This window comes from Micromonospora sp. DT227 (assembly GCF_049841835.1).
In the GTDB taxonomy this organism is placed as follows: Bacteria; Actinomycetota; Actinomycetes; order Mycobacteriales; family Micromonosporaceae; genus Micromonospora.
This window is the reverse complement of record NZ_JBNCLA010000002.1, coordinates 220,523-237,769: the sequence shown is the minus strand read 5'-3', so window position 1 is coordinate 237,769 and position 17,247 is coordinate 220,523. Positions and strand designations below refer to the sequence as shown.

At 73.5% G+C, this 17,247-nt stretch carries 16 protein-coding genes and 1 tRNA gene; 9 read left to right on the top strand and 8 right to left on the bottom strand.

The annotated features are described in order from the left end of the window. The first annotated feature begins 81 nt into the window (after window positions 1–81). From sigK to ACLQ2W_RS10040, 4 genes are all read left to right on the top strand, one after another. Window positions 82–711 (top strand): ECF RNA polymerase sigma factor SigK, encoded by a 630-nt coding sequence (sigK, locus tag ACLQ2W_RS10055; protein ID WP_425786181.1) that lies wholly within the window; start codon window positions 82–84, stop codon window positions 709–711. Beyond that, complete coding sequence (locus ACLQ2W_RS10050; RefSeq protein WP_425786180.1) at window positions 708–1,445, top strand: anti-sigma factor; 738 nt, start codon at window positions 708–710, stop codon at window positions 1,443–1,445. The genes sigK and ACLQ2W_RS10050 overlap by 4 nt, the downstream gene beginning before the upstream one ends. 87 nt (window positions 1,446–1,532) lie before the next feature. Next, a complete protein-coding gene (locus ACLQ2W_RS10045; protein ID WP_357302610.1) occupies window positions 1,533–2,162 on the top strand; it encodes a fasciclin domain-containing protein in 630 nt (209 codons plus the stop codon). 31 nt (window positions 2,163–2,193) lie between these two features. Then, complete coding sequence (locus ACLQ2W_RS10040; RefSeq protein WP_425786179.1) at window positions 2,194–3,843, top strand: molybdopterin-dependent oxidoreductase; 1,650 nt, start codon at window positions 2,194–2,196, stop codon at window positions 3,841–3,843. 76 nt (window positions 3,844–3,919) lie between these two features. Here the strand turns inward: ACLQ2W_RS10040 and ACLQ2W_RS10035 are convergent, their stop codons facing one another. After that, on the bottom strand, window positions 3,920–4,114 hold the full coding sequence (locus ACLQ2W_RS10035) for a DUF2795 domain-containing protein (RefSeq protein ID WP_425786178.1): 195 nt from the start codon (window positions 4,112–4,114) through the stop codon (window positions 3,920–3,922). Between the two features lie 81 nt (window positions 4,115–4,195). On the opposite strand from ACLQ2W_RS10035, the gene ACLQ2W_RS10030 reads away from it, so the two are divergent. Next, window positions 4,196–5,452 (top strand): erythromycin esterase family protein, encoded by a 1,257-nt coding sequence (locus tag ACLQ2W_RS10030; RefSeq protein ID WP_107156967.1) that lies wholly within the window; start codon window positions 4,196–4,198, stop codon window positions 5,450–5,452. A gap of 60 nt (window positions 5,453–5,512) precedes the next feature. Here ACLQ2W_RS10030 and ACLQ2W_RS10025 read toward each other — a convergent pair whose 3' ends face one another. The 3 genes from ACLQ2W_RS10025 to ACLQ2W_RS10015 are packed head-to-tail and all read right to left on the bottom strand — an operon-like array spanning window position 5,513 to window position 8,674. Continuing rightward, window positions 5,513–7,696: an MMPL family transporter gene (locus tag ACLQ2W_RS10025; protein ID WP_425786177.1), complete on the bottom strand. Its 2,184-nt coding sequence runs from the start codon at window positions 7,694–7,696 to the stop codon at window positions 5,513–5,515. A 36-nt stretch (window positions 7,697–7,732) separates the two neighbouring features. Then, complete coding sequence (locus ACLQ2W_RS10020; RefSeq protein ID WP_396777824.1) at window positions 7,733–8,278, bottom strand: TetR/AcrR family transcriptional regulator; 546 nt, start codon at window positions 8,276–8,278, stop codon at window positions 7,733–7,735. Window positions 8,279–8,323: 45 nt separating this feature from the next. Beyond that, window positions 8,324–8,674, bottom strand: coding sequence for a winged helix-turn-helix transcriptional regulator (locus ACLQ2W_RS10015; RefSeq protein WP_425786475.1), 351 nt, complete (start codon window positions 8,672–8,674; stop codon window positions 8,324–8,326). Between the two features lie 507 nt (window positions 8,675–9,181). Here ACLQ2W_RS10015 and ACLQ2W_RS10010 point away from each other — a divergent pair. After that, entirely contained in the window at window positions 9,182–10,141 is a 960-nt protein-coding gene (locus ACLQ2W_RS10010) for a DNA polymerase domain-containing protein (RefSeq protein ID WP_425786176.1), read from the top strand. Window positions 10,142–10,191: 50 nt separating this feature from the next. On the opposite strand, the gene ACLQ2W_RS10005 is transcribed toward ACLQ2W_RS10010, so the two are convergent. The 4 genes from ACLQ2W_RS10005 to ACLQ2W_RS09990 form a co-directional block, all read right to left on the bottom strand. Continuing rightward, a tRNA-Arg gene (locus ACLQ2W_RS10005) sits at window positions 10,192–10,266 on the bottom strand. A 76-nt stretch (window positions 10,267–10,342) separates the two neighbouring features. Continuing rightward, window positions 10,343–11,038 (bottom strand): winged helix-turn-helix domain-containing protein, encoded by a 696-nt coding sequence (locus ACLQ2W_RS10000; protein ID WP_281937651.1) that lies wholly within the window; start codon window positions 11,036–11,038, stop codon window positions 10,343–10,345. 152 nt (window positions 11,039–11,190) lie between these two features. Beyond that, entirely contained in the window at window positions 11,191–11,865 is a 675-nt protein-coding gene (locus ACLQ2W_RS09995) for a DUF305 domain-containing protein (RefSeq protein WP_405091009.1), read from the bottom strand. 10 nt (window positions 11,866–11,875) lie between these two features. Then, a complete protein-coding gene (locus ACLQ2W_RS09990) occupies window positions 11,876–12,709 on the bottom strand; it encodes a DUF3105 domain-containing protein (protein ID WP_425786175.1) in 834 nt (277 codons plus the stop codon). Between the two features lie 98 nt (window positions 12,710–12,807). Between ACLQ2W_RS09990 and argS the strand changes: the two genes are divergently transcribed. The 3 genes from argS to ACLQ2W_RS09975 are packed head-to-tail and all read left to right on the top strand — an operon-like array spanning window position 12,808 to window position 17,168. Continuing rightward, complete coding sequence (gene argS, locus ACLQ2W_RS09985) at window positions 12,808–14,475, top strand: arginine--tRNA ligase (RefSeq protein WP_425786174.1); 1,668 nt, start codon at window positions 12,808–12,810, stop codon at window positions 14,473–14,475. 6 nt (window positions 14,476–14,481) lie between these two features. Continuing rightward, window positions 14,482–15,867, top strand: coding sequence for a diaminopimelate decarboxylase (gene lysA, locus ACLQ2W_RS09980; RefSeq protein ID WP_425786173.1), 1,386 nt, complete (start codon window positions 14,482–14,484; stop codon window positions 15,865–15,867). Then, the gene (locus tag ACLQ2W_RS09975) at window positions 15,864–17,168 is read left to right on the top strand and encodes a homoserine dehydrogenase (protein ID WP_405091006.1); all 1,305 of its coding nucleotides are present in this window, start codon (window positions 15,864–15,866) and stop codon (window positions 17,166–17,168) included. Before lysA ends, ACLQ2W_RS09975 begins: the two co-directional genes overlap by 4 nt. Window positions 17,169–17,247 lie beyond the last annotated feature (79 nt).

The window sequence follows — 17,247 nt, the reverse complement described above, 5'->3', positions numbered from 1 at the left end:
GCAATTCGGGGCCATCCGCGGCGGCGCCGACTCCGAATGCCTACCGTGCTGGCAGACGGAGCGGACGGAAGGCGGGACCGGATGACCGAGGGCGACAGCGCCGGTGACGTGCCGGGGCGGTCGAGGCTGCACGTCGTGCCCCCGGCCGCCCCGGACCAGCGGGCGGAGACCGACGAACTGGTGCGGGCGGTGGCGCGCGGCGACGAGGCGGCGTTCGAACGCCTCTACGACATCGTGTCGCCCCGCGTCTACGGACTGGCCCGACGCGTGCTCCGCGACCCGGCGCAGGCCGAGGAGGTCGCGCAGGAGGTGCTGGTCGAGGTGTGGCGCACCGCCGCCCGCTTCGACCCGGCCAAGGGCTCGGCCACCGCCTGGGTCTTCACCATCGCCCACCGCCGGGCCGTGGACCGGGTCCGGTCCGAGCAGGCCGGCGCCGACCGCACCCGCCGCGTCGCCGCCGGATCCGCCGAGACGCCGTACGACGAGGTGGCCGAGGAGGCGGCGGCCCGGTGGGAACGGCAGCAGGTGCGGCACTGCCTGGACGTGCTCACCGAGATGCAGCGCGAGGCGATCACGCTGGCCTACTACGGCGGGCACAGCTACCGCGAGGTGGCCGGCCTGCTGGGCGCCGCGCTGCCCACCGTCAAGACCCGCATGCGGGACGGGCTGATCCGTCTCCGCGACTGCCTGGGAGTGGAGTTCAGCCGATGACCGACATCCACGCGCTCGCCGGGGCGTACGTGCTCGACGCGGTGGACGACGTCGAGCGGGCCGCGTTCGTCCGGCACCTGGCCGGCTGTGAGAGCTGCGCGCTGGAGCTGGCCGAGTTCCACGAGACGGCGGCCCGGCTGGCCGACCCGACCTGGTCCGTGCCGCCGCCCGCGTTGCGCACGTCGGTGCTGGCGGAGATCCGGCGTACCCCGCAGGAGCGACCCGGCCCGGTCGGTCGGGCGGCCCGCGACCGGACCGGGGGGTGGCGCCGTCGGGCGGCCGTCGCGGCCGCCGCCGTGCTGCTGGCCGGCGGCGCGGGCACGGCCACCTGGACCGTCCAGGAGCAGCGGGTACGCGACGCGCGCACCGAAGCCGGCGCGGCGCGGGACGAGGCGGGCCGGATCCGTGCCGTGCTGGCCGCGCCGGACGCGGTGGTCCGGACCGGAGCGGTTCCGGCGGGCGGCCGGGTCACCGTGGTGGCGTCGCCGAGCCGGAACGAGGGAGTGGCGCTGCTCGACGGGTTGACCGTCCCCGCCGCTGGCCGGGCCTACCAGCTCTGGCTGATCGACGGCGCGACGGCCACCTCGGCCGGCGTGCTGCCGGCTGGCCGGGGTGGCGGTTCGACGCTGCTGTCCGGGGTGCGGGGCAAGGGTCTCCTCGGGGTGACCGAGGAGCCGGCGGGCGGGTCGGCGCGGCCGACCACGACCCCGCTGGTGGCGGTCGCGCTCGCCTGATCTTTTTCGCGGACCGACCCATCCACGGGCCGGTGGGCACCGAATCCCTTCCAGACCGACAGTTCACCATCTGAAGGGATTTACCTGATGCGTCCCATGAAGCTCACCGCTGTCGCCCTTGCCGCCACGCTCAGCCTCGGCCTCGCCGCCTGCGGCGGGGACGACACCGACACCGCCGCGCCGGCCAGCAGCGCCCCGATGAGTTCCGCGCCGGCCAGCAGCGCGCCCGCGATGGCCGACGGCCAGTTCGGCCCCGGCTGCGCCGCGGTGCCTACCGACGCGTCGAACCCGGGCAGTTTCGCCGCCATGGCCAAGGTGCCGGTGGCCACCGCCGCGTCCGGCAACCCGGTGCTGAGCACGCTGGTCACCGCCGTCAAGCAGGCCGGCCTGGTCGACTCGCTGAACAGCGCGCAGGGCCTCACCGTCTTCGCGCCCAGCAACGACGCGTTCGGCAAGCTGCCCAAGGCCGACCTGGACAAGGTGCTCGCCGACAAGAAGATGCTGACGGACGTGCTGACCTATCACGTGGTCGAGGGCCGGCTCGGCCCGGACCAGCTCGCCGGCGCGCACAAGACGCTCCAGGGCGGCGAGGTGACGGTCGCCGGCAGCGGCACCGAGTTCACCGTGAACGGCAACTCCATGGTGATCTGCGGCAACGTGCAGACCGCCAACGCGACCGTCTACATCGTCGACTCGGTCCTGATGCCGAAGTCCTGACGCGGCCGGCGATCGGCGAGAGGAGAGACCGATGATCCGCCGTACCCTGGCGGCCGCCGGGACGGGCCTGCTCGTGGCCGCCGCCGGGGTGGCGGTCGCGGAACTGCTCGCCACCGCCGTCCGCCCCCAGGCGGCGCCACTGGTCGCGGTCGGCGGCGCCGTCGTGGACGGTGCGCCGACCCCGGTCAAGGAGTGGGCGGTGCGCACGTTCGGCACGTACGACAAGCCATTGCTGCTGGGCGGCATCGGGCTGGCGTTGGCCCTGCTGGCCGCGCTGACCGGGATCGCCGCCCGGCGCCGCCCGGCGCTCGGCCTGCTCGGGCCGGCGGTGCTCGGGCTGGCCGGCGTCGGCGCCGCGCTGACCCGACCCGACGCCGGCCCGGCCGACGCCCTGCCGGCCCTGGCCGGCGCCGCGGTGGCCGCCGGCCTGCTGCGTCGGCTGCCCCTGCCCGGCCGGCCGGCCGCCCCGAACACCCCGGACGCCGCCGCCGACCCGGTGGGGGTGGGCCGGGCGGCGTCCGGGGGCGGCGCGGCCGGTTCCGCCGGGGTGGGCGGTCCCGGCGGGGGCGGCTCTGATGGGGACGGCCATGGTGCGGGCGGCTCCGGTGGCTCGGGATCGGCGGGCGGGCCGACGCGGCGGGCGGTGGTGCGGAACGCGACGCTGGTCGCTGCCGGAACCGTGGTCGCCGCGGCCGGCGCGGCCGTGCTGCGCCGGCTGAACGTGGCCGACGCGGCCCGGTCCCGGGAGGCCGTCCGGCTGCCCGCGCCGGCCTCGCCGGCCCGGCCGCTGCCCGCCGGCGTGGCACCCGGCTTCCGCACCCCGACCGAGGAGTTCTACCGGGTGGACACCGCGCTCACCGTGCCCCGGCTCGACGTGGACACCTGGCGGCTGCGGCTGCACGGCCTGGTGGCGCGACCGGTCGAGGTGAGCTTCGCCGAGTTGCTCGACCGCGGCCTGATCGAGCGGGACGTCACGCTGAGCTGCGTGTCCAACGAGGTCGGCGGCCCGTACGTGGGGACCGCCCGGTGGCTCGGCGCGCCGCTCGCCCCGTTACTACGCGCGGCGGGCATCCGGGCCGGCGCCGACCAGCTCGTCGCCCGCTCGGACGAGGGAATGACCATCGGCACCCCGATCGAGACGCTCCTCGACGGCCGGGACGCCATGCTCGCGGTCGGGATGAACGGGGCGCCGCTGCCCTTCGCGCACGGCTTCCCGGTCCGGATGCTCACCCCCGGCCTGTACGGCTACGCGGGCGCGTGCAAATGGGTCACCGAGTTGGAGGTGACCACCTTCGACGCCTTCGACGCCTACTGGGTGCGGCGGGGCTGGGCGCGGGAGGCGCCGGTGAAGACCGCGTCCCGGATCGACCGGCCCGCGCCGTTCGCCCGCATCCCGGCCGGACCCGTCACCGTGGCCGGGGTGGCCTGGGCCCAGCACCGGGGCATCGCGGCGGTGGAGGTGTCGGTAAACGGTGGCCCGTGGCGGGCGGCCGAGCTGCTGCCCACCGCCTCCACCGACACCTGGGTGCAGTGGCGCTACGCCTGGCCCGCCACGGCCGGCCCGCACAGTCTTCGGGTACGCGCCACCGACGGCACCGGGGCGACGCAGCCCGAGCGACGCCGCACCCCGTTCCCCGACGGCGCCACCGGCCACCACACCATCACCCTCACCGTGCGGTGAAAGGAGGGGCCCCCTGTTAACGCCTCCGGTAGAGGCGGGGGCCCCGCTTAACACGCGGCATCGTGCGGGGGCCCCGCTAGCCGGTGTACGGGGCCAGCGCCTCGCCCAGCTCGCCGGGGGTGTCGAACTCCTCGGCCGGCAACGTCCGGAGCATCTGGAGCGTCTCGGTGCTGGCGCCGTTCTCCTGGGCCCAGCGGACCAGGTCCTCCCGGGAGACCGGGTAGTCGAGTCCGGCGACGAACTCCTGCAACTGCGCGTCGCTGACGGTCATGTCGCGCGGCTACCCGCTGGGCGGCGCGGCATGCCGGTCCCGACGGCGGTTTGCCCAGGCGGGGCCCGGGTAGCCGCGGACATGCTGGTTCAGCGGCTCGGCGCACCGAGCGACTTCGACCCCCTGCTGGAGCGCGTCCGCGACGCCCGCATCGTGATGATCGGCGAGGCGACGCACGGCAGCTACGACTATTACCGCCTGCGCGAGCAGTTGACCCGGCGGCTCATCGCCGAGCAGGGGTTCGACTTCGTCGCGGTGGAGGGGGACTGGCCGGACTGCGACCGGGTGCACCGTTCGGTGGTGGGCGCACCGGGCGGACTGGCCGATCCGATGGTCGCGTTGGAGCGGTTCGAACGCTGGCCCACCTGGATGTGGGCGAACGCGGAGGTGGCCCGGTTCTGCCGGTGGCTGCGCGCCTGGAACCTGGAGCGGCCGGAGGGGGAGCGGGCGGGTTTCCACGGCCTCGACGTCTACTCGCTCTGGGAGTCGATGCAGGCCATCTTCGACTACCTGGGCGAGGAGGACCCGGCGTCGCTGGAGGCGGCCCAGGAGGCGTACCGCTGCTTCGAGCCGTACGGCAAACAGGCCGAGGAGTACGGCCTGGCCAGCCGGTTCGTCTCCGCCCGGTGCGAGGAGGAGGTGGTCCGGTTGTTGGCGCGTACCCGGGAACAGGCCGCCGCGGACGGCCCGGACCGCTTCTCGGCCTGGCAGAACGCGGAGGTGGTGGCCGGCGCGGAACGGTACTACCGGGCCATGATCGGCGGCGGCCCGGAGTCGTGGAACGTCCGCGACATCCACATGGCGGACACGCTGGACCGGCTGCTCGACCGCTACGGGCCGGACGCGCGCGGCGTCGTGTGGGCGCACAACACGCACGTCGGCGACGCGCGGGCCACCGAGATGGCGGCGGACGGCATGGTCAATATCGGTCAGCTCGGTCGGGAACGGCACGGCCGGGACGCGGTGGCGCTGATCGGCTTCGGCAGTTGGCGGGGGAGTGTGATCGCCGCCCCGCGCTGGGGCTCCCCGGCCGAGACGATGGTGGTGCCGCCGGCCCGGGAGGGGTCCGTGGAGCACCTGTTGCACGAGTTGATGCCGGACCGGGCGGTGCTGGTCTTCGGCGGCCCGGACGAGCCGGAGTGGGTGACCGGGGAGGCGGACCACCGGGCCGTCGGCGTGGTGTACGACCCGAGCTTCGAATCGTGGGGCAACTACGTGCCGACCCGGCTGGGGGAGCGGTACGACGCGTTCGTCTGGTGCGACGAGACGACCGCCCTGCATCCCCTGCCGGCGTTGGTGACACCGGGCGAGATGGAGACGTATCCCGCTGGCGTGTGAGGTGGGGTGTTAAGCGGGGCCCCCTGCTATACGCCAGGCGTTAACAGGGGGCCCCTCCTTTCACTTCACCGGGGCGGGCTCGCGTTCGGCGAGGTGGGCGCGCAGGCCCTCGCCCTCGACGTCCACGTTGGGCAGCAGCTTGTTCAGCCAGCGCGGCAGCCTCCAGGCGGCGTTGTTCAGCAGCGACATCACCGCCGGGACGATGGTCATCCGGACCACGAACGCGTCGATGGCGACACCGATCGCGAGCGCGAAGCCCATCGACTTGATGATCGGGTCGTCCAGGAAGACGAAGCCGCCGAACACCGACATCATGATGAGCGCCGCGGCGGTGACCACCCGGGCGCCGTGCCCCATGCCGTTGATGGTGGCCTGGCGGGCGGCGTCCCCGTGCACGAAGTCCTCGCGCATCCGGGAGACCAGGAACACCTCGTAGTCCATGGCCAGGCCGAACAGGATGCCGATGAGCAGGATCGGCAGGAAGCTGACCAGCGGCGCCGGCGTGTCGACGCCGAGCAGCCCGGCCAGGTGGCCCTGCTGGAACACCGCGACCGTGATGCCGAACGTGGCCGCCACGGTGAGCAGGAACCCGAGCGCCGCCTTCACCGGCACCAGGATCGACCGGAACACCAGCATCAGCAGCAGCACGGACAGGCCCACCACCAGCAGCAGGTAGACCGGGAGCGCGTCGGAGAGCTTCTCCGACACGTCGATGCCGATCGCGGTGACGCCGGTGAGCAGCACCTCGGCGTTGCCGATGCCGCCGACCTGCCGGCGGATGTCGTGCACCAGCTCCTCGGTCTTCTCCTCGGTCGGCCCGGTCTTCGGGATCACGCCGAGCAGCGCGGTGCGGCCGGACGGGTCGAGCTGCGGCGGAGCCACCGCCAGCACCCCGTCGGTCTTCTGGATCAGCGACGCGACCTGCGGCACGGCGGCCTGGGTGGCCTGCGGCGAGTCGGCGGTGACCACGACCGCGAGCCGGCCGGTGAAACCGGGGCCGAAGCCCTCCCGGATCAGGTCGTTGCTGACCCGGGCCGGGGTGCCCTCGGCGGCGGCGGAGGCGTCCGGCAACGCCAGGCGCATGTCCTGGGACGGGATCGCCAGCAGGCCGAGGCCGAGCAGGCCGACCAGGATCACCGGGATGCGGAACCGGGTCACCCAGTTCGCCCAGCGGAACCCGAAGCCGGAGCGGTCCTCCGAGCCGGTGCCCGGGTCCGCGACCGCCTCACGGTTGCGGAGCTTGCGTGGCAGCACCTTGCGGCCGGCGAAGCCGAGCAGCGCCGGGGCCAACGTGATCGCCACCAGCACGGCCACGGTGACGGTGCCGGCGGCGGCCAGGCCCATCACGGTGAGGAACGGGATGCCCACCACGGCCAGGCCGGCCAGCGCCACCACCACCGTCGCGCCGGCGAACACCACGGCGGAGCCGGCGGTGCCGACCGCGCGGCCGACCGCCTCCTCGGGGGAGAGCCCGTCGAGCAGGTTCTGCCGGTGCCGGGAGGTGATGAACAGCGAGTAGTCGATGCCGACCGCCAGGCCGAGCATCAGCGCCAGGATCGGTGCGGTGCTGGTCAGCTCGACCGCGCCGCTGAGCGCGAACAGGCCGGCCATGCCGACGCCGACGCCGATCAGCGCGTTCAGCATGGTCATCCCGGCCGCCACCAGCGAGCCGAACGTGATGACCAGGACGATCGCCGCGACCAGCACACCGAGCGCCTCGGTCGAGCCGACCTCCGGCTCGCCGTTGAGCACCTCGCCGCCGGGGGCGATCTGCCAGCCCTGCGCCTCGGCCTGCTGGCCGACCTTCTCGTACGCGTCGCGCTGCTCGGTGGTCACGTCGTCCGCGCGACCGGCGAACTGCACCTGGATCAGCGCGTACCGGCCGTCCGGCGTGAGCGCCTGCGCCTGGTAGGGGTCGATCGCGCCGACCACGCCGGGCAGCGTGGCCGCCTCCTGGGTGACCTGCTTGACCACCGCCTGGCCGGCCGGCGAGGTGAGCGCGCCGTCCTGCGGCGCCTTGACGGCGATGGTGCCGGTGGCGCCGCTGGCCGCCGGGAACCGGTCGGCGAGCAGGTCGATGGCCTGCTGCGACTCGGTGCCGGGCATGGTGAAGTTGCTCGCCGTCGGGCCCCGCAGCGTGGCCGCGGCCAGGCCGAGGCCGACGAGTACGACGAGCCAGACGACGGCGACGAGTCGCCGTCGGCGTAGGGATGCCCGGCCGAGCCGGTACAGCAGGGTCGCCATGGACCTTCCTTCGTCCTCGGGTGCGAACTGGTGGGATCAGGTGGTGGGTTCGAGCGCGCGGTGCGCCACGGCGAGCAGCGCGGGTCGCAGCTCCTCGTCGGGGATGTCCAGGAACTCGCCGCAGGTCTCGGCGATGCCGGCCAGCACGACAAGCGCGGCGACGCGGGCCACCGGCCGGTCGGAGAAGCCGGCGAACGCGGCGACCAGCCGTTCGGAGATCTGCTGGATGTGCGCGAACGCCGGCTGCTGGAGCAGGTCCGGGAACTCGCCCCGGAGCAGCGCGATCTCCCGGCGGAAGCGGACCGCCAGGTCGACGAAGCCCTCGGCGGCGGCCCGCTGGGCCGGCGCGCCGGTGAGGTCGGCGAGCCGGGCGTCGAGTGCCTCCAGCATCGCGATGGCCGGGGCCATCAGCTCGCAGAGCAGGGCGTCCTTGCTGGCGAAGTGGTAGAGCACGGTGGCCTTGGAACAGCCCACCTCACGGGCGATGTCCTGGAGCGAGGTGCCCTTGTAGCCGGTGACGGCGAACCGACGGGCCGCGGCGGTGAGCAGCTCGTCGTGGGTGGCCGGGGTAGCGCGTGCCATGCTTTCCAGCATGCCTGACCGATCGGTCAGCACCTGACCGATCGGTCAGACGGATCGCGTGGGCTTCGCCACAGGATGCTCCCGGTCGTACGCGGCCCGGGCCGCGCTGATCGACTCGCGGTGCCGCTCCGCCCAGCGGGTGAGCGCGACAAGCGACTCGTACAGCTCCCGGGCCATCGGGGTGGCGGTGTACTCCACCCTCGGCGGCACCGCCGCATGCACGTGCCGGACCAGCAGCCCGTCGCGCTCCAGGTTACGCAGCGTCAGCGTGAGCATCCGCCGGCTGATGCCCTCCACCCGCCGTTCCAGCTCGGTGAAGCGCACCGGGCCGGTCGAGGCGGCGATCAGGATGCCGATGCTCCACTTGCCGCCGACCCGGTCCAGCGCCTCCCGCACCGTGCAGGCCCGCGCCTGCGTCCCGTCCGCGGTCCGGCCGGCCGGGTCGGACGCGCACCGGTCGTCCTGGGTCGTCACCGCGGCTCCTTCTGCTCGGCCCCGACGGGAGCCTCGGTGACCATCATGCGTCACGGGTGGCAGCCGACCGCCCGGAGTGCGTACGGCTACCGCGTGCCGGGCCGGTGGAGACCTGGGTTGTTCCGGCCTACGAACTTGATGGCACGAATGCATCAGCCGCCGAGAGGGCAGCCCGGCGGCACGTTCCGGGCCGGGACCGTGCCGAGCCGGGCGACCTCAGGGGCGCCGGGCCGAGCCGACCCACACCGTGCGGACGTGCGTCACGCACCCGTTGACCCGTTCACGCCATCAAGTTCGTAGCGTGGTGGCGCATCACCCAGGCGTTCGACGTCTCGCCCAGCGGGAGTTCGGACACCCGCCTCGAGCGGGCCGTCACGCCGGCGCCGTGTCGGGGTTGCCGAGCCGCCGCCGGGCCGGGAAGGTGGTCGGATGGGTGCCGCTGACGAGACCCGGGACGGGATCTCGCTGACCAACCTGGACCAGCCGCTGTTCGACTCCGCCGGTGCGACCAAGCGCGACCTGGTCGACTACCTGGACGCGTTGCACGGGCGGATCCTGCCGGAGCTGCGCGACCGGCCGCTGTCGGTGCTGCGGGTCCGGCCCGGCCAGGAGCCGTTCATGCAGAAGAACCTGCCGAAGTACACGCCGGAGTGGGTGCGCCGCACCGAGGTCTGGGCGGAGGCGTCGCACCGGCGCATCTCGTACGCGCTCTGCGACGACCGGCGGACGCTGCTCTGGTTCGCCAACCAGCGGGCGGTGGAGTACCACCCCACGCTGGCCCGCACCGGGGCGCCCGAGCACGCCACCCACCTGGTGCTCGACCTGGACCCGCCGGCGGGGGAGACGTTCGGCGCGGCGGTACGCGTCGCGCTGCTGGTGCGGCAGGCGCTCGGCGACGCCGGGCTGGCCGGTGCGGTCAAGACCAGCGGCGCGAAGGGCCTGCACGTGATCGTGCCGGTGACACCGGAGACCACGGCCGAGGAGGCCGCCGCCGCGACCCGGGCGCTCGCGGCCCACACCGAACGGCTCGACCCGGCGCTGGCCACCACCGCGTTCATCGTGGCCGACCGCGGGGGCCGGGTCTTCGTGGACTCGACCCGCGCGCACGGGGCGACGGTGGTGGCCGTGTACAGCCCGCGGATCCGGCCCGGCGCGCCGGTGTCGTACCCGATCGGCTGGGCCGACCTGGAGTCGGCGACGCCCGCCGACTTCACCGTGAAGACCGTGCCCGCGCTGCTCGGCGACCGCGACCCGTGGGCCGAGGCGCTGCCCGCGCCGCAGTCGCTGCCGGCGGAGCTGGTCGCCGAGGGGCGGACCATCCCGGTGGCCCGGGTCCAGGCGATGCACGAGGGCAAGCGGCGGGCCCGGGCCCGCCGGGAGGCCGGCTGACCGGCAACGCGAAAGCCCGGGCACGACGGCCCGGGCTTCGAGATGTTGTCTGGTGCCCCCGGCAGGATTCGAACCTGCGCCCCCGCCTCCGGAGGGCGGTGCTCTATCCCCTGAGCTACGGGGGCTCAGCGACCCGAGAAGAGTAGCAAACCCCTTCCCGGATCACCGAATCGGTATCGCCCGCGAGTCGATCTTCGCCGGTCAGGCGGCGGCGACGGTGCGACCGCAGCTCGGCAGCGGGTGCAGCGCGATGCGGCGGGGCAGTCGTCGGGGCCACTCGTTGCGCGGCCAGGAGCCGTCCACGATCAGGTGCACGGGGCGTTGGTCGGCGCCGCTGAGCCGCAGGACGAAGTCCCGGGGCAGCGGCGGGTCCACCGACGGCGTGGTGACCATGAACCGCACCCGCCCCCGGGAGGAGACCGCGGAGACCACGTCGGCGGCGGGCATGGTGCCGCGCAGCCGGACCCGGCCGAGCCAGTAGATCTCCGCCGCGTGCTCCTGGGCCGCCCGGGTGATCGCCGGGTACTCGCTGCGTACCCACCGCTCGACCGCGCCCACGCAGAGCCCGCAGGCCCGCTCGCGCGGCTCGCGGGGGCCCAGGCCCCAGGCCCGGAGGTACGCCCCGACGGTGCCGGCGTCCATGGCCAGTGCGAACCGGCGTTCGATGAGCGTGGTCAGGCTCTGCCGTGTCCACAGCTCCTCGTCGAGGCCGAACTCGTCCGGGTGGACGCCCCGCAGCACGTCGATGAGTTCGAGTTCCTGTTCGCGGCTGAGCGTTCCCGGCTCGCCTTGCCGCAGTCCGCGACGGACGGCTGCCACCGCTCCGTCACCGCCGATGGTGTGGCGTCGGCACCAGCTGGTCACCGACCGCCCTGCGTCTCTGAGTGCAACCCCCACGTCCTGCGCAACGACCCCGAATCACAACTGGTCACGATATGTGGGTAGAAAAAGTCTACGAACGGCATAACGGACAAAGTTGCCAGCCTCGGACATGTCGGAGCCCGCGTCGCGGGCGCGACGCGGGCTCCGGTGCGCGGAGGGCGGGACGGTCAGGGCGTGCCACCCAGGCGCTTGAGCGCCGCGGTGAGGTTGGCCAGGTCGTTCTGCTGGGTGTTCTTCATGACCTGGGCGACCGCCAGCACGTCGTCGTCGTGCCCCTCGGCGAGGATGCCGTCGATCATGTGGACCCCGCCGATGTGGTGCTGGATCATCATCTTCAGGAACATCACGTCGAACTCGCGACCGCTCGCCGACCGCAGCTTCGCCATCTCCTCGGGGGTGGCCATGCCCGGCATCAGGCCGTTCCTGACCAGCCCGGCGCCGTCCGGCATCCACGCCATCGGGGCCTGATCGCCGGTCGGGTCCAGCTTCCAGGAGCGCAGCCAGGTCTGCATGGTGCCGATCTCACCCTGCTGCCCGGTGGCGATGTCCACCCCGACCTGGCGGACCTCCGCGTCCTGCCCCTGGCGGAACGCCAGCAGACCCATGGCCACCGCCTGGTTGTGGTGGGCGGTCATGTCCCGGGCGAAACCGGCCTCGGCCGAGTTCTGGCCCGGGCGGGTGAGCGTCGGGGTGAGCAGGCCGCCGGCGTACCCGAGGAGCAGCCCGACCACGACGGCGGCGGCCACGGCCAGCAGGCCGTAACGGCGCGCCGCCGGCCGGCCGGCCTCGTCGGCGGCCGGGGCCTCGTCCAGCTCGCTGTCGGTGGTCACCGGGGCGGTCATCGCGGCGTCCTCACTGGGTGGGCTGCTCGGGCATGTTCTGCTGGAGGTTGTCACGCGGGGTGGTGCCGGTGGCCGTCACGCCCTGGTCGCAGAGCGCGTTCGGGCCCTCGATCGAGGCGTTCACCCGCAGCGTCTTGATGAACTCGTCGATCCGGCCGTCGTCGGCGTTGTCGACCTTGAGCTGGAAGCCCCAGGCCTGGAGCGAGATCGGCTTGTCCAGCCCCTCGTACGGGCTGAGCATCAGCTTCTCCTTGCCCTGCACCTTGCTCTTGAGCTTCGCCACCTGGTCGGCCGGCAGGTCCGGGCGGTAGGTGATCCAGACCGTGCCGTGCTCCAGGCTGTGCACCGCGTGCTCGTTGGCGATCGGGGCGTCGTAGACGTCGCCCATGCAGTTCTGCCACGCCTGGTTGTGCGGGCCGGCGACCGGCGGGGAGACGTCGTACTTGATCGTGCCGGGCTGGTGGTTTCCGCCCTTGACCAGGTCCTTGTCCTTCTTGCGGAAGTCGGTCATGCCGTCGATCGCGTCGGCCCGCTTCTGCCAGGGCTGGGCGCCCTGGTAGACCGCCCAGGCGCCGATGCCGATGATGCCGACGGCCAGCACGCCGACCGCGACGAAGAGGGCGATCGGGCCCCACGAGCGACCCTGGCTCACCTTGACCGGGGTGACCGGCTTGCGGCCCTTGCCCCCGGCGCCCGCCCGGGGGCCCTTGCCGCCGCCGGGCTTGGTCGCGCCGGCCTTGGTGGCGGGCTTCTCGGCAGCCGCGGGCCGGCCGGCGGCCGGCTTCTTGCCGGTGCTGACCACGGTGGGACGGCGTTCCGGGCCGCCCGGGGTGCTGATGCTCATCGTGCCTCGTCAGGTCGGTCGGTCAGGGGAGCGCGGGGCCTGTTCACATGCTGGGTCGCCGCCGCGGTGCCCGAGTCTACCCCCGATAACATGGTTCGGTGACTCCCGCAGAACTCGCCGAGGTCGTCCTCGCCGCAGCCCACGCCGTCTTCGACGAGCGGGGCCTGGACCCTGCCGCGTTGCCCGCGCAGACCACCGTCGAGCGACCCCGTAACCCCGATCACGGTGACTACGCCTCGACGCTGGCGTTGCAGCTCAGCAAGAAGGTCGGCGTGCCGCCGCGGGAGCTGGCCACCGCGCTGGCCGAGCAGCTCGGCAACGCGCCGGGGGTCAAGTCGGTGGAGATCGCCGGCCCCGGCTTCCTGAACATCCGGCTCGACGCGGCCGCCGCCGGCCAGCTCGCCAAGGTCATCGTCGAGGCCGGCCCGGCGTACGGAAGCAGCGACACCCTGGCCGGGCAGCGGATCAACCTGGAGTTCGTCTCGGCGAACCCGACCGGCCCGGTGCACATCGGCGGGGTCCGCTGGGCGGCGGTCGGCGACGCGCTCAGCCGCCTGCTGCGCGCCACCGGCGCGGACGTGGGCACGGAATATTACTTCAACGACGCCGGCTCGCAGATCGACCGGTTCGCCCGGTCACTGCTGGCCGCCGCCAAGGGCGAGCCGGCGCCGGAGGACGGCTACGGCGGCGCGTACATCGCCGAGATCGCGGCCGAGGTGATCCGGCGCCGGCCCGAGGTGCTGGACCTCGACGACGCCGCCGCCCAGGAGGTGTTCCGGGTCGAGGGCGTCCAGCTCATGTTCGCCGAGATCAAGTCCTCGCTGCGCGACTTCGGGGTGGAGTTCGACACCTACTTCAACGAGAAGGACCTGCACGACCGGGGCGAGCTGGAGGCGGCGCTGACCCGGCTGCGCGAGCAGGGGCACGTCTTCGAGTCCGAGGGCGCGACCTGGCTGCGCACCACCGACTTCGGCGACGACAAGGACCGGGTGCTGCGCAAGTCCAACGGCGAGTGGACCTACTTCGCCGCCGACTGCGCCTACTACCTCGACAAGCGGGAGCGCGGCTTCGAGCGGGTCGTGATCATGCTGGGCGCCGACCACCACGGTTACATCGGCCGGATGAAGGCGATGGCCGCCTGCTTCGGCGACGACCCGGCGCGCAACCTGGAGATCCTCATCGGCCAGCTCGTCAACCTGGTCCGCGACGGCGCCCCGGTGCGGATGAGCAAGCGGGCCGGCACCGTGGTCACCCTGGAGGACCTGGTCGACGCGATCGGCGTGGACGCCTCCCGGTACGCGCTGGCCCGTTACTCGGCCGACTCACCGATCGACATCGACGTGGAGCTGTGGACCCGGGCCAAGAACGACAACCCGGTCTACTACGTCCAGTACGTGGCCGCCCGCACGGCCGGGGTGGCCCGCAACGCCGCCGAGATCGGGCTGACCCGGTCCGACGCCGCCGCGTTCCGCCCCGAGCTGCTCGGCCACGAGAAGGAGAACGAGCTGCTCAAGGCGCTCGCCGAGTTCCCCGCCGTGGTGGCCACCGCCGCCGAGCTGCGCGAGCCGCACCGGATCGCCCGCTACCTGGAGGAGAGCGTCGCGCAGGCGTACCACCGGTTCTACGACAACTGCCGGATCGCGCCGCAGGGCGACGAGGAGATCACCGACACCCACCGGGCCCGGCTCTGGCTCAACGACGCCACCCGGGTGGTCATCGCCAACGGCCTGCGCCTGCTCGGCGTCTCCGCGCCGGAAAGGATGTGATCCCCGGTGCGCGCGCATGAGGCCGGCGCCCTGCACGGCGACATCGGCAACCGGGGTCCCGCCTGGCTGCGTACCCCGGTCGACGTCAACGCCCTGGTGCCGCAGCTCTGGCCGCGCCACGTGGCGCGCGGCCCGGCCGGCGCGCTGACCGTCGCCGGCCTGGACGTCCGCGACGTGGCCGCCGAGTTCGGCACCGCGGCGTACGTGCTGGACGAGGACGACCTGCGCGGACGCTGCCGCGAGTTCCGGGCCGCCTTCCCGGACGCGGACGTCTACTACGCCGGCAAGGCGTTCCTCTGCCGCGCGGTGGTCCGCATGATCGCCGAGGAGGGCCTGTTCCTCGACGTCTGCACCGGCGGTGAGCTGGCCACCGCGCTCTCGGCCGGGATGCCGCCGGAACGGATCGGCTTCCACGGCAACAACAAGTCGGTGGCCGAGCTGACCCGGGCGGTGGACACCGGCGTGGGCCGGATCATCGTCGACTCGTTCACCGAGATCGACCGGCTCACCGCGCTGGCCCGCGAGCGTGGGGTCCGCCCCCGGGTGCTGCTGCGGGTCACCGTCGGTGTGGAGGCGCACACCCACGAGTTCATCGCCACCGCGCACGAGGACCAGAAGTTCGGCTTCTCCCTCGCCGGCGGCGCCGCCGCGACGGCCGCGTTCCGGATCCTCGACGAGGACGTGCTGGAGCTGCGTGGGCTGCACTCGCACATCGGCTCGCAGATCTTCGACGCCAGCGGCTTCGAGGTCTCCGCCCGCCGGGTGCTCGCCCTCCAGGCGCAGATCCGCGACGCCCGCGGCGTGGAGCTGCCCGAGCTGGACCTGGGCGGCGGCTTCGGCATCGCGTACACCACGCAGGACGACCCGGCGTCCCCGCACGAGCTGGCCAAGCGGCTCCGCAAGATCGTCGACGGCGAGTGCGCGGCGGAGAACCTCGCCGTGCCGCACCTCTCGGTCGAGCCGGGCCGCGCCATCGTCGGCCCGGCCGTGTTCACGCTCTACGAGGTGGGCACGGTGAAGGACGTGGACGGCCTGCGGACGTACGTGAGCGTGGACGGGGGGATGAGCGACAACATCCGCACCGCGCTCTACGACGCGTCGTACTCGGCGACGCTGGCGAACCGCGCGTCTTCCACGGTGCCGATGCTCGCCCGCGTGGTGGGAAAGCACTGTGAGTCCGGGGACATCGTGGTGAAGGATGAATTCCTGCCCGCCGACGTGCAGCCCGGAGATCTTCTCGCGGTGCCCGGCACGGGGGCCTACTGCCGGAGCATGGCCAGCAACTACAACCATGTGCCGAGGCCCCCGGTCGTCGCCGTGCGTGACGGTCACGCCCGGGTGATCGTTCGGCGGGAGACCGAAGACGACCTGCTCGCATTGGATGTGGGATGACCTCACCGGTTCGCTTGGCGTTGCTCGGCTGCGGCACGGTCGGCAGTGACGTCGTACGCCTGCTGCACGCGCAGTCGGCCGACCTCGCCGCCCGGATCGGCGCCCCGCTGGAGATCGCCGGCATCGCCGTCCGCCGGCTCGGCCGCGACCGCGGCGACCTGCCGGTCGACCCGGCGTTGTTCACCACCGACGCGCTGGGGTTGATCAAGCGCGACGACGTGGACGTGGTGATCGAGGTCGTCGGCGGCATCGAGCCGGCCCGCGGCTGGCTGGTCGAGGCGCTGCGCGCCGGCAAGAGCGTGGTCACCGCCAACAAGGCGCTGCTCGCCGAGGACGGCGCCACGCTGCACGACGCGGCGGCCGAGGGCGGCGCCGACCTCTACTACGAGGCCAGCGTCGCCGGGGCCATCCCGCTGCTGCGCCCGCTGCGCGAGTCGCTGCACGGCGACCGGATCACCCGGGTCACCGGCATCGTGAACGGCACCACCAACTTCATCCTCTCCGCCATGGACGCCACCGGCGCCGGGTTCGCCGAGGCGCTGGAGGAGGCCACCGAGCTGGGGTACGCGGAAGCCGACCCGACGGCCGACGTGGAGGGCTTCGACGCCGCCGCCAAGGCCGCCATCCTCGCCTCGCTGGCGTTCCACACCCGGGTCACCGCCGCCGACGTGCACCGCGAGGGCATCACCGAGGTGACCGCCGCGGACGTGGCCAGCGCCAAGGCCATGGGCTGCACGATCAAGCTGCTCTGCATCGCGGCCCGGGGTGCCGACGCGGCCGGCCACGAGACCGTCAACGTCCGGGTGCACCCGGCGATGATCCCGCTGAGCCATCCGCTCGCCGGCGTCGGCGACGCGTTCAACGCGGTCTTCGTCGAGGCGGACGCCGCCGGGCAGCTCATGTTCTACGGCCGGGGCGCGGGCGGGGCGCCGACCGCCAGCGCGGTCCTCGGCGACGTGGTGGCGGTGGCCCGCAACCGCCTCGCCGGCGTGCACGCGGCCAGCGAGTCGGCCTATGCGGACCTGCCGGTGCGGCCGATGGGGGAGGCGCTCACCCGCTACCACATCAGCCTCGACGTGGCCGACCGGCCGGGTGTGCTGGCGTCGGTGGCCGGGGTGTTCGCCCGGCACGAGGTCTCGATCGCCACCGTCCGGCAGGGCCCCGCCGGCGGCGACGCCGAGCTGGTCATCGTCACCCACGTCGCACCGGACGCCGCGCTCGCGGCCACCGTGCGCGAGCTGCGCGGGCTGGACACCGTCCGGTCGGTCACCAGCGTGCTGCGGGTCGAGGGCGGCGCGTAACCCCGGCGTCCCGCCTGATGGTTAGGTCGGAGTGTGCCGGTGACCGGTCGGGCAGGCTGGTCCACGCTTGAGACGGGCC

Coding starts and splice junctions, on each gene's coding strand:
- sigK (WP_425786181.1), top strand. CDS start 82: ATGACCGAGGGCGACAGCGCCGGTGACGTGCCGGGGCGGTCGAGGCTG.
- ACLQ2W_RS10050 (WP_425786180.1), top strand. CDS start 708: ATGACCGACATCCACGCGCTCGCCGGGGCGTACGTGCTCGACGCGGTG.
- ACLQ2W_RS10045 (WP_357302610.1), top strand. CDS start 1,533: ATGCGTCCCATGAAGCTCACCGCTGTCGCCCTTGCCGCCACGCTCAGC.
- ACLQ2W_RS10040 (WP_425786179.1), top strand. CDS start 2,194: ATGATCCGCCGTACCCTGGCGGCCGCCGGGACGGGCCTGCTCGTGGCC.
- ACLQ2W_RS10035 (WP_425786178.1), bottom strand. CDS start 4,114: ATGACCGTCAGCGACGCGCAGTTGCAGGAGTTCGTCGCCGGACTCGAC.
- ACLQ2W_RS10030 (WP_107156967.1), top strand. CDS start 4,196: ATGCTGGTTCAGCGGCTCGGCGCACCGAGCGACTTCGACCCCCTGCTG.
- ACLQ2W_RS10025 (WP_425786177.1), bottom strand. CDS start 7,696: ATGGCGACCCTGCTGTACCGGCTCGGCCGGGCATCCCTACGCCGACGG.
- ACLQ2W_RS10020 (WP_396777824.1), bottom strand. CDS start 8,278: ATGGCACGCGCTACCCCGGCCACCCACGACGAGCTGCTCACCGCCGCG.
- ACLQ2W_RS10010 (WP_425786176.1), top strand. CDS start 9,182: ATGGGTGCCGCTGACGAGACCCGGGACGGGATCTCGCTGACCAACCTG.
- ACLQ2W_RS09995 (WP_405091009.1), bottom strand. CDS start 11,865: ATGACCGCCCCGGTGACCACCGACAGCGAGCTGGACGAGGCCCCGGCC.
- ACLQ2W_RS09990 (WP_425786175.1), bottom strand. CDS start 12,709: ATGAGCATCAGCACCCCGGGCGGCCCGGAACGCCGTCCCACCGTGGTC.
- ACLQ2W_RS09975 (WP_405091006.1), top strand. CDS start 15,864: ATGACCTCACCGGTTCGCTTGGCGTTGCTCGGCTGCGGCACGGTCGGC.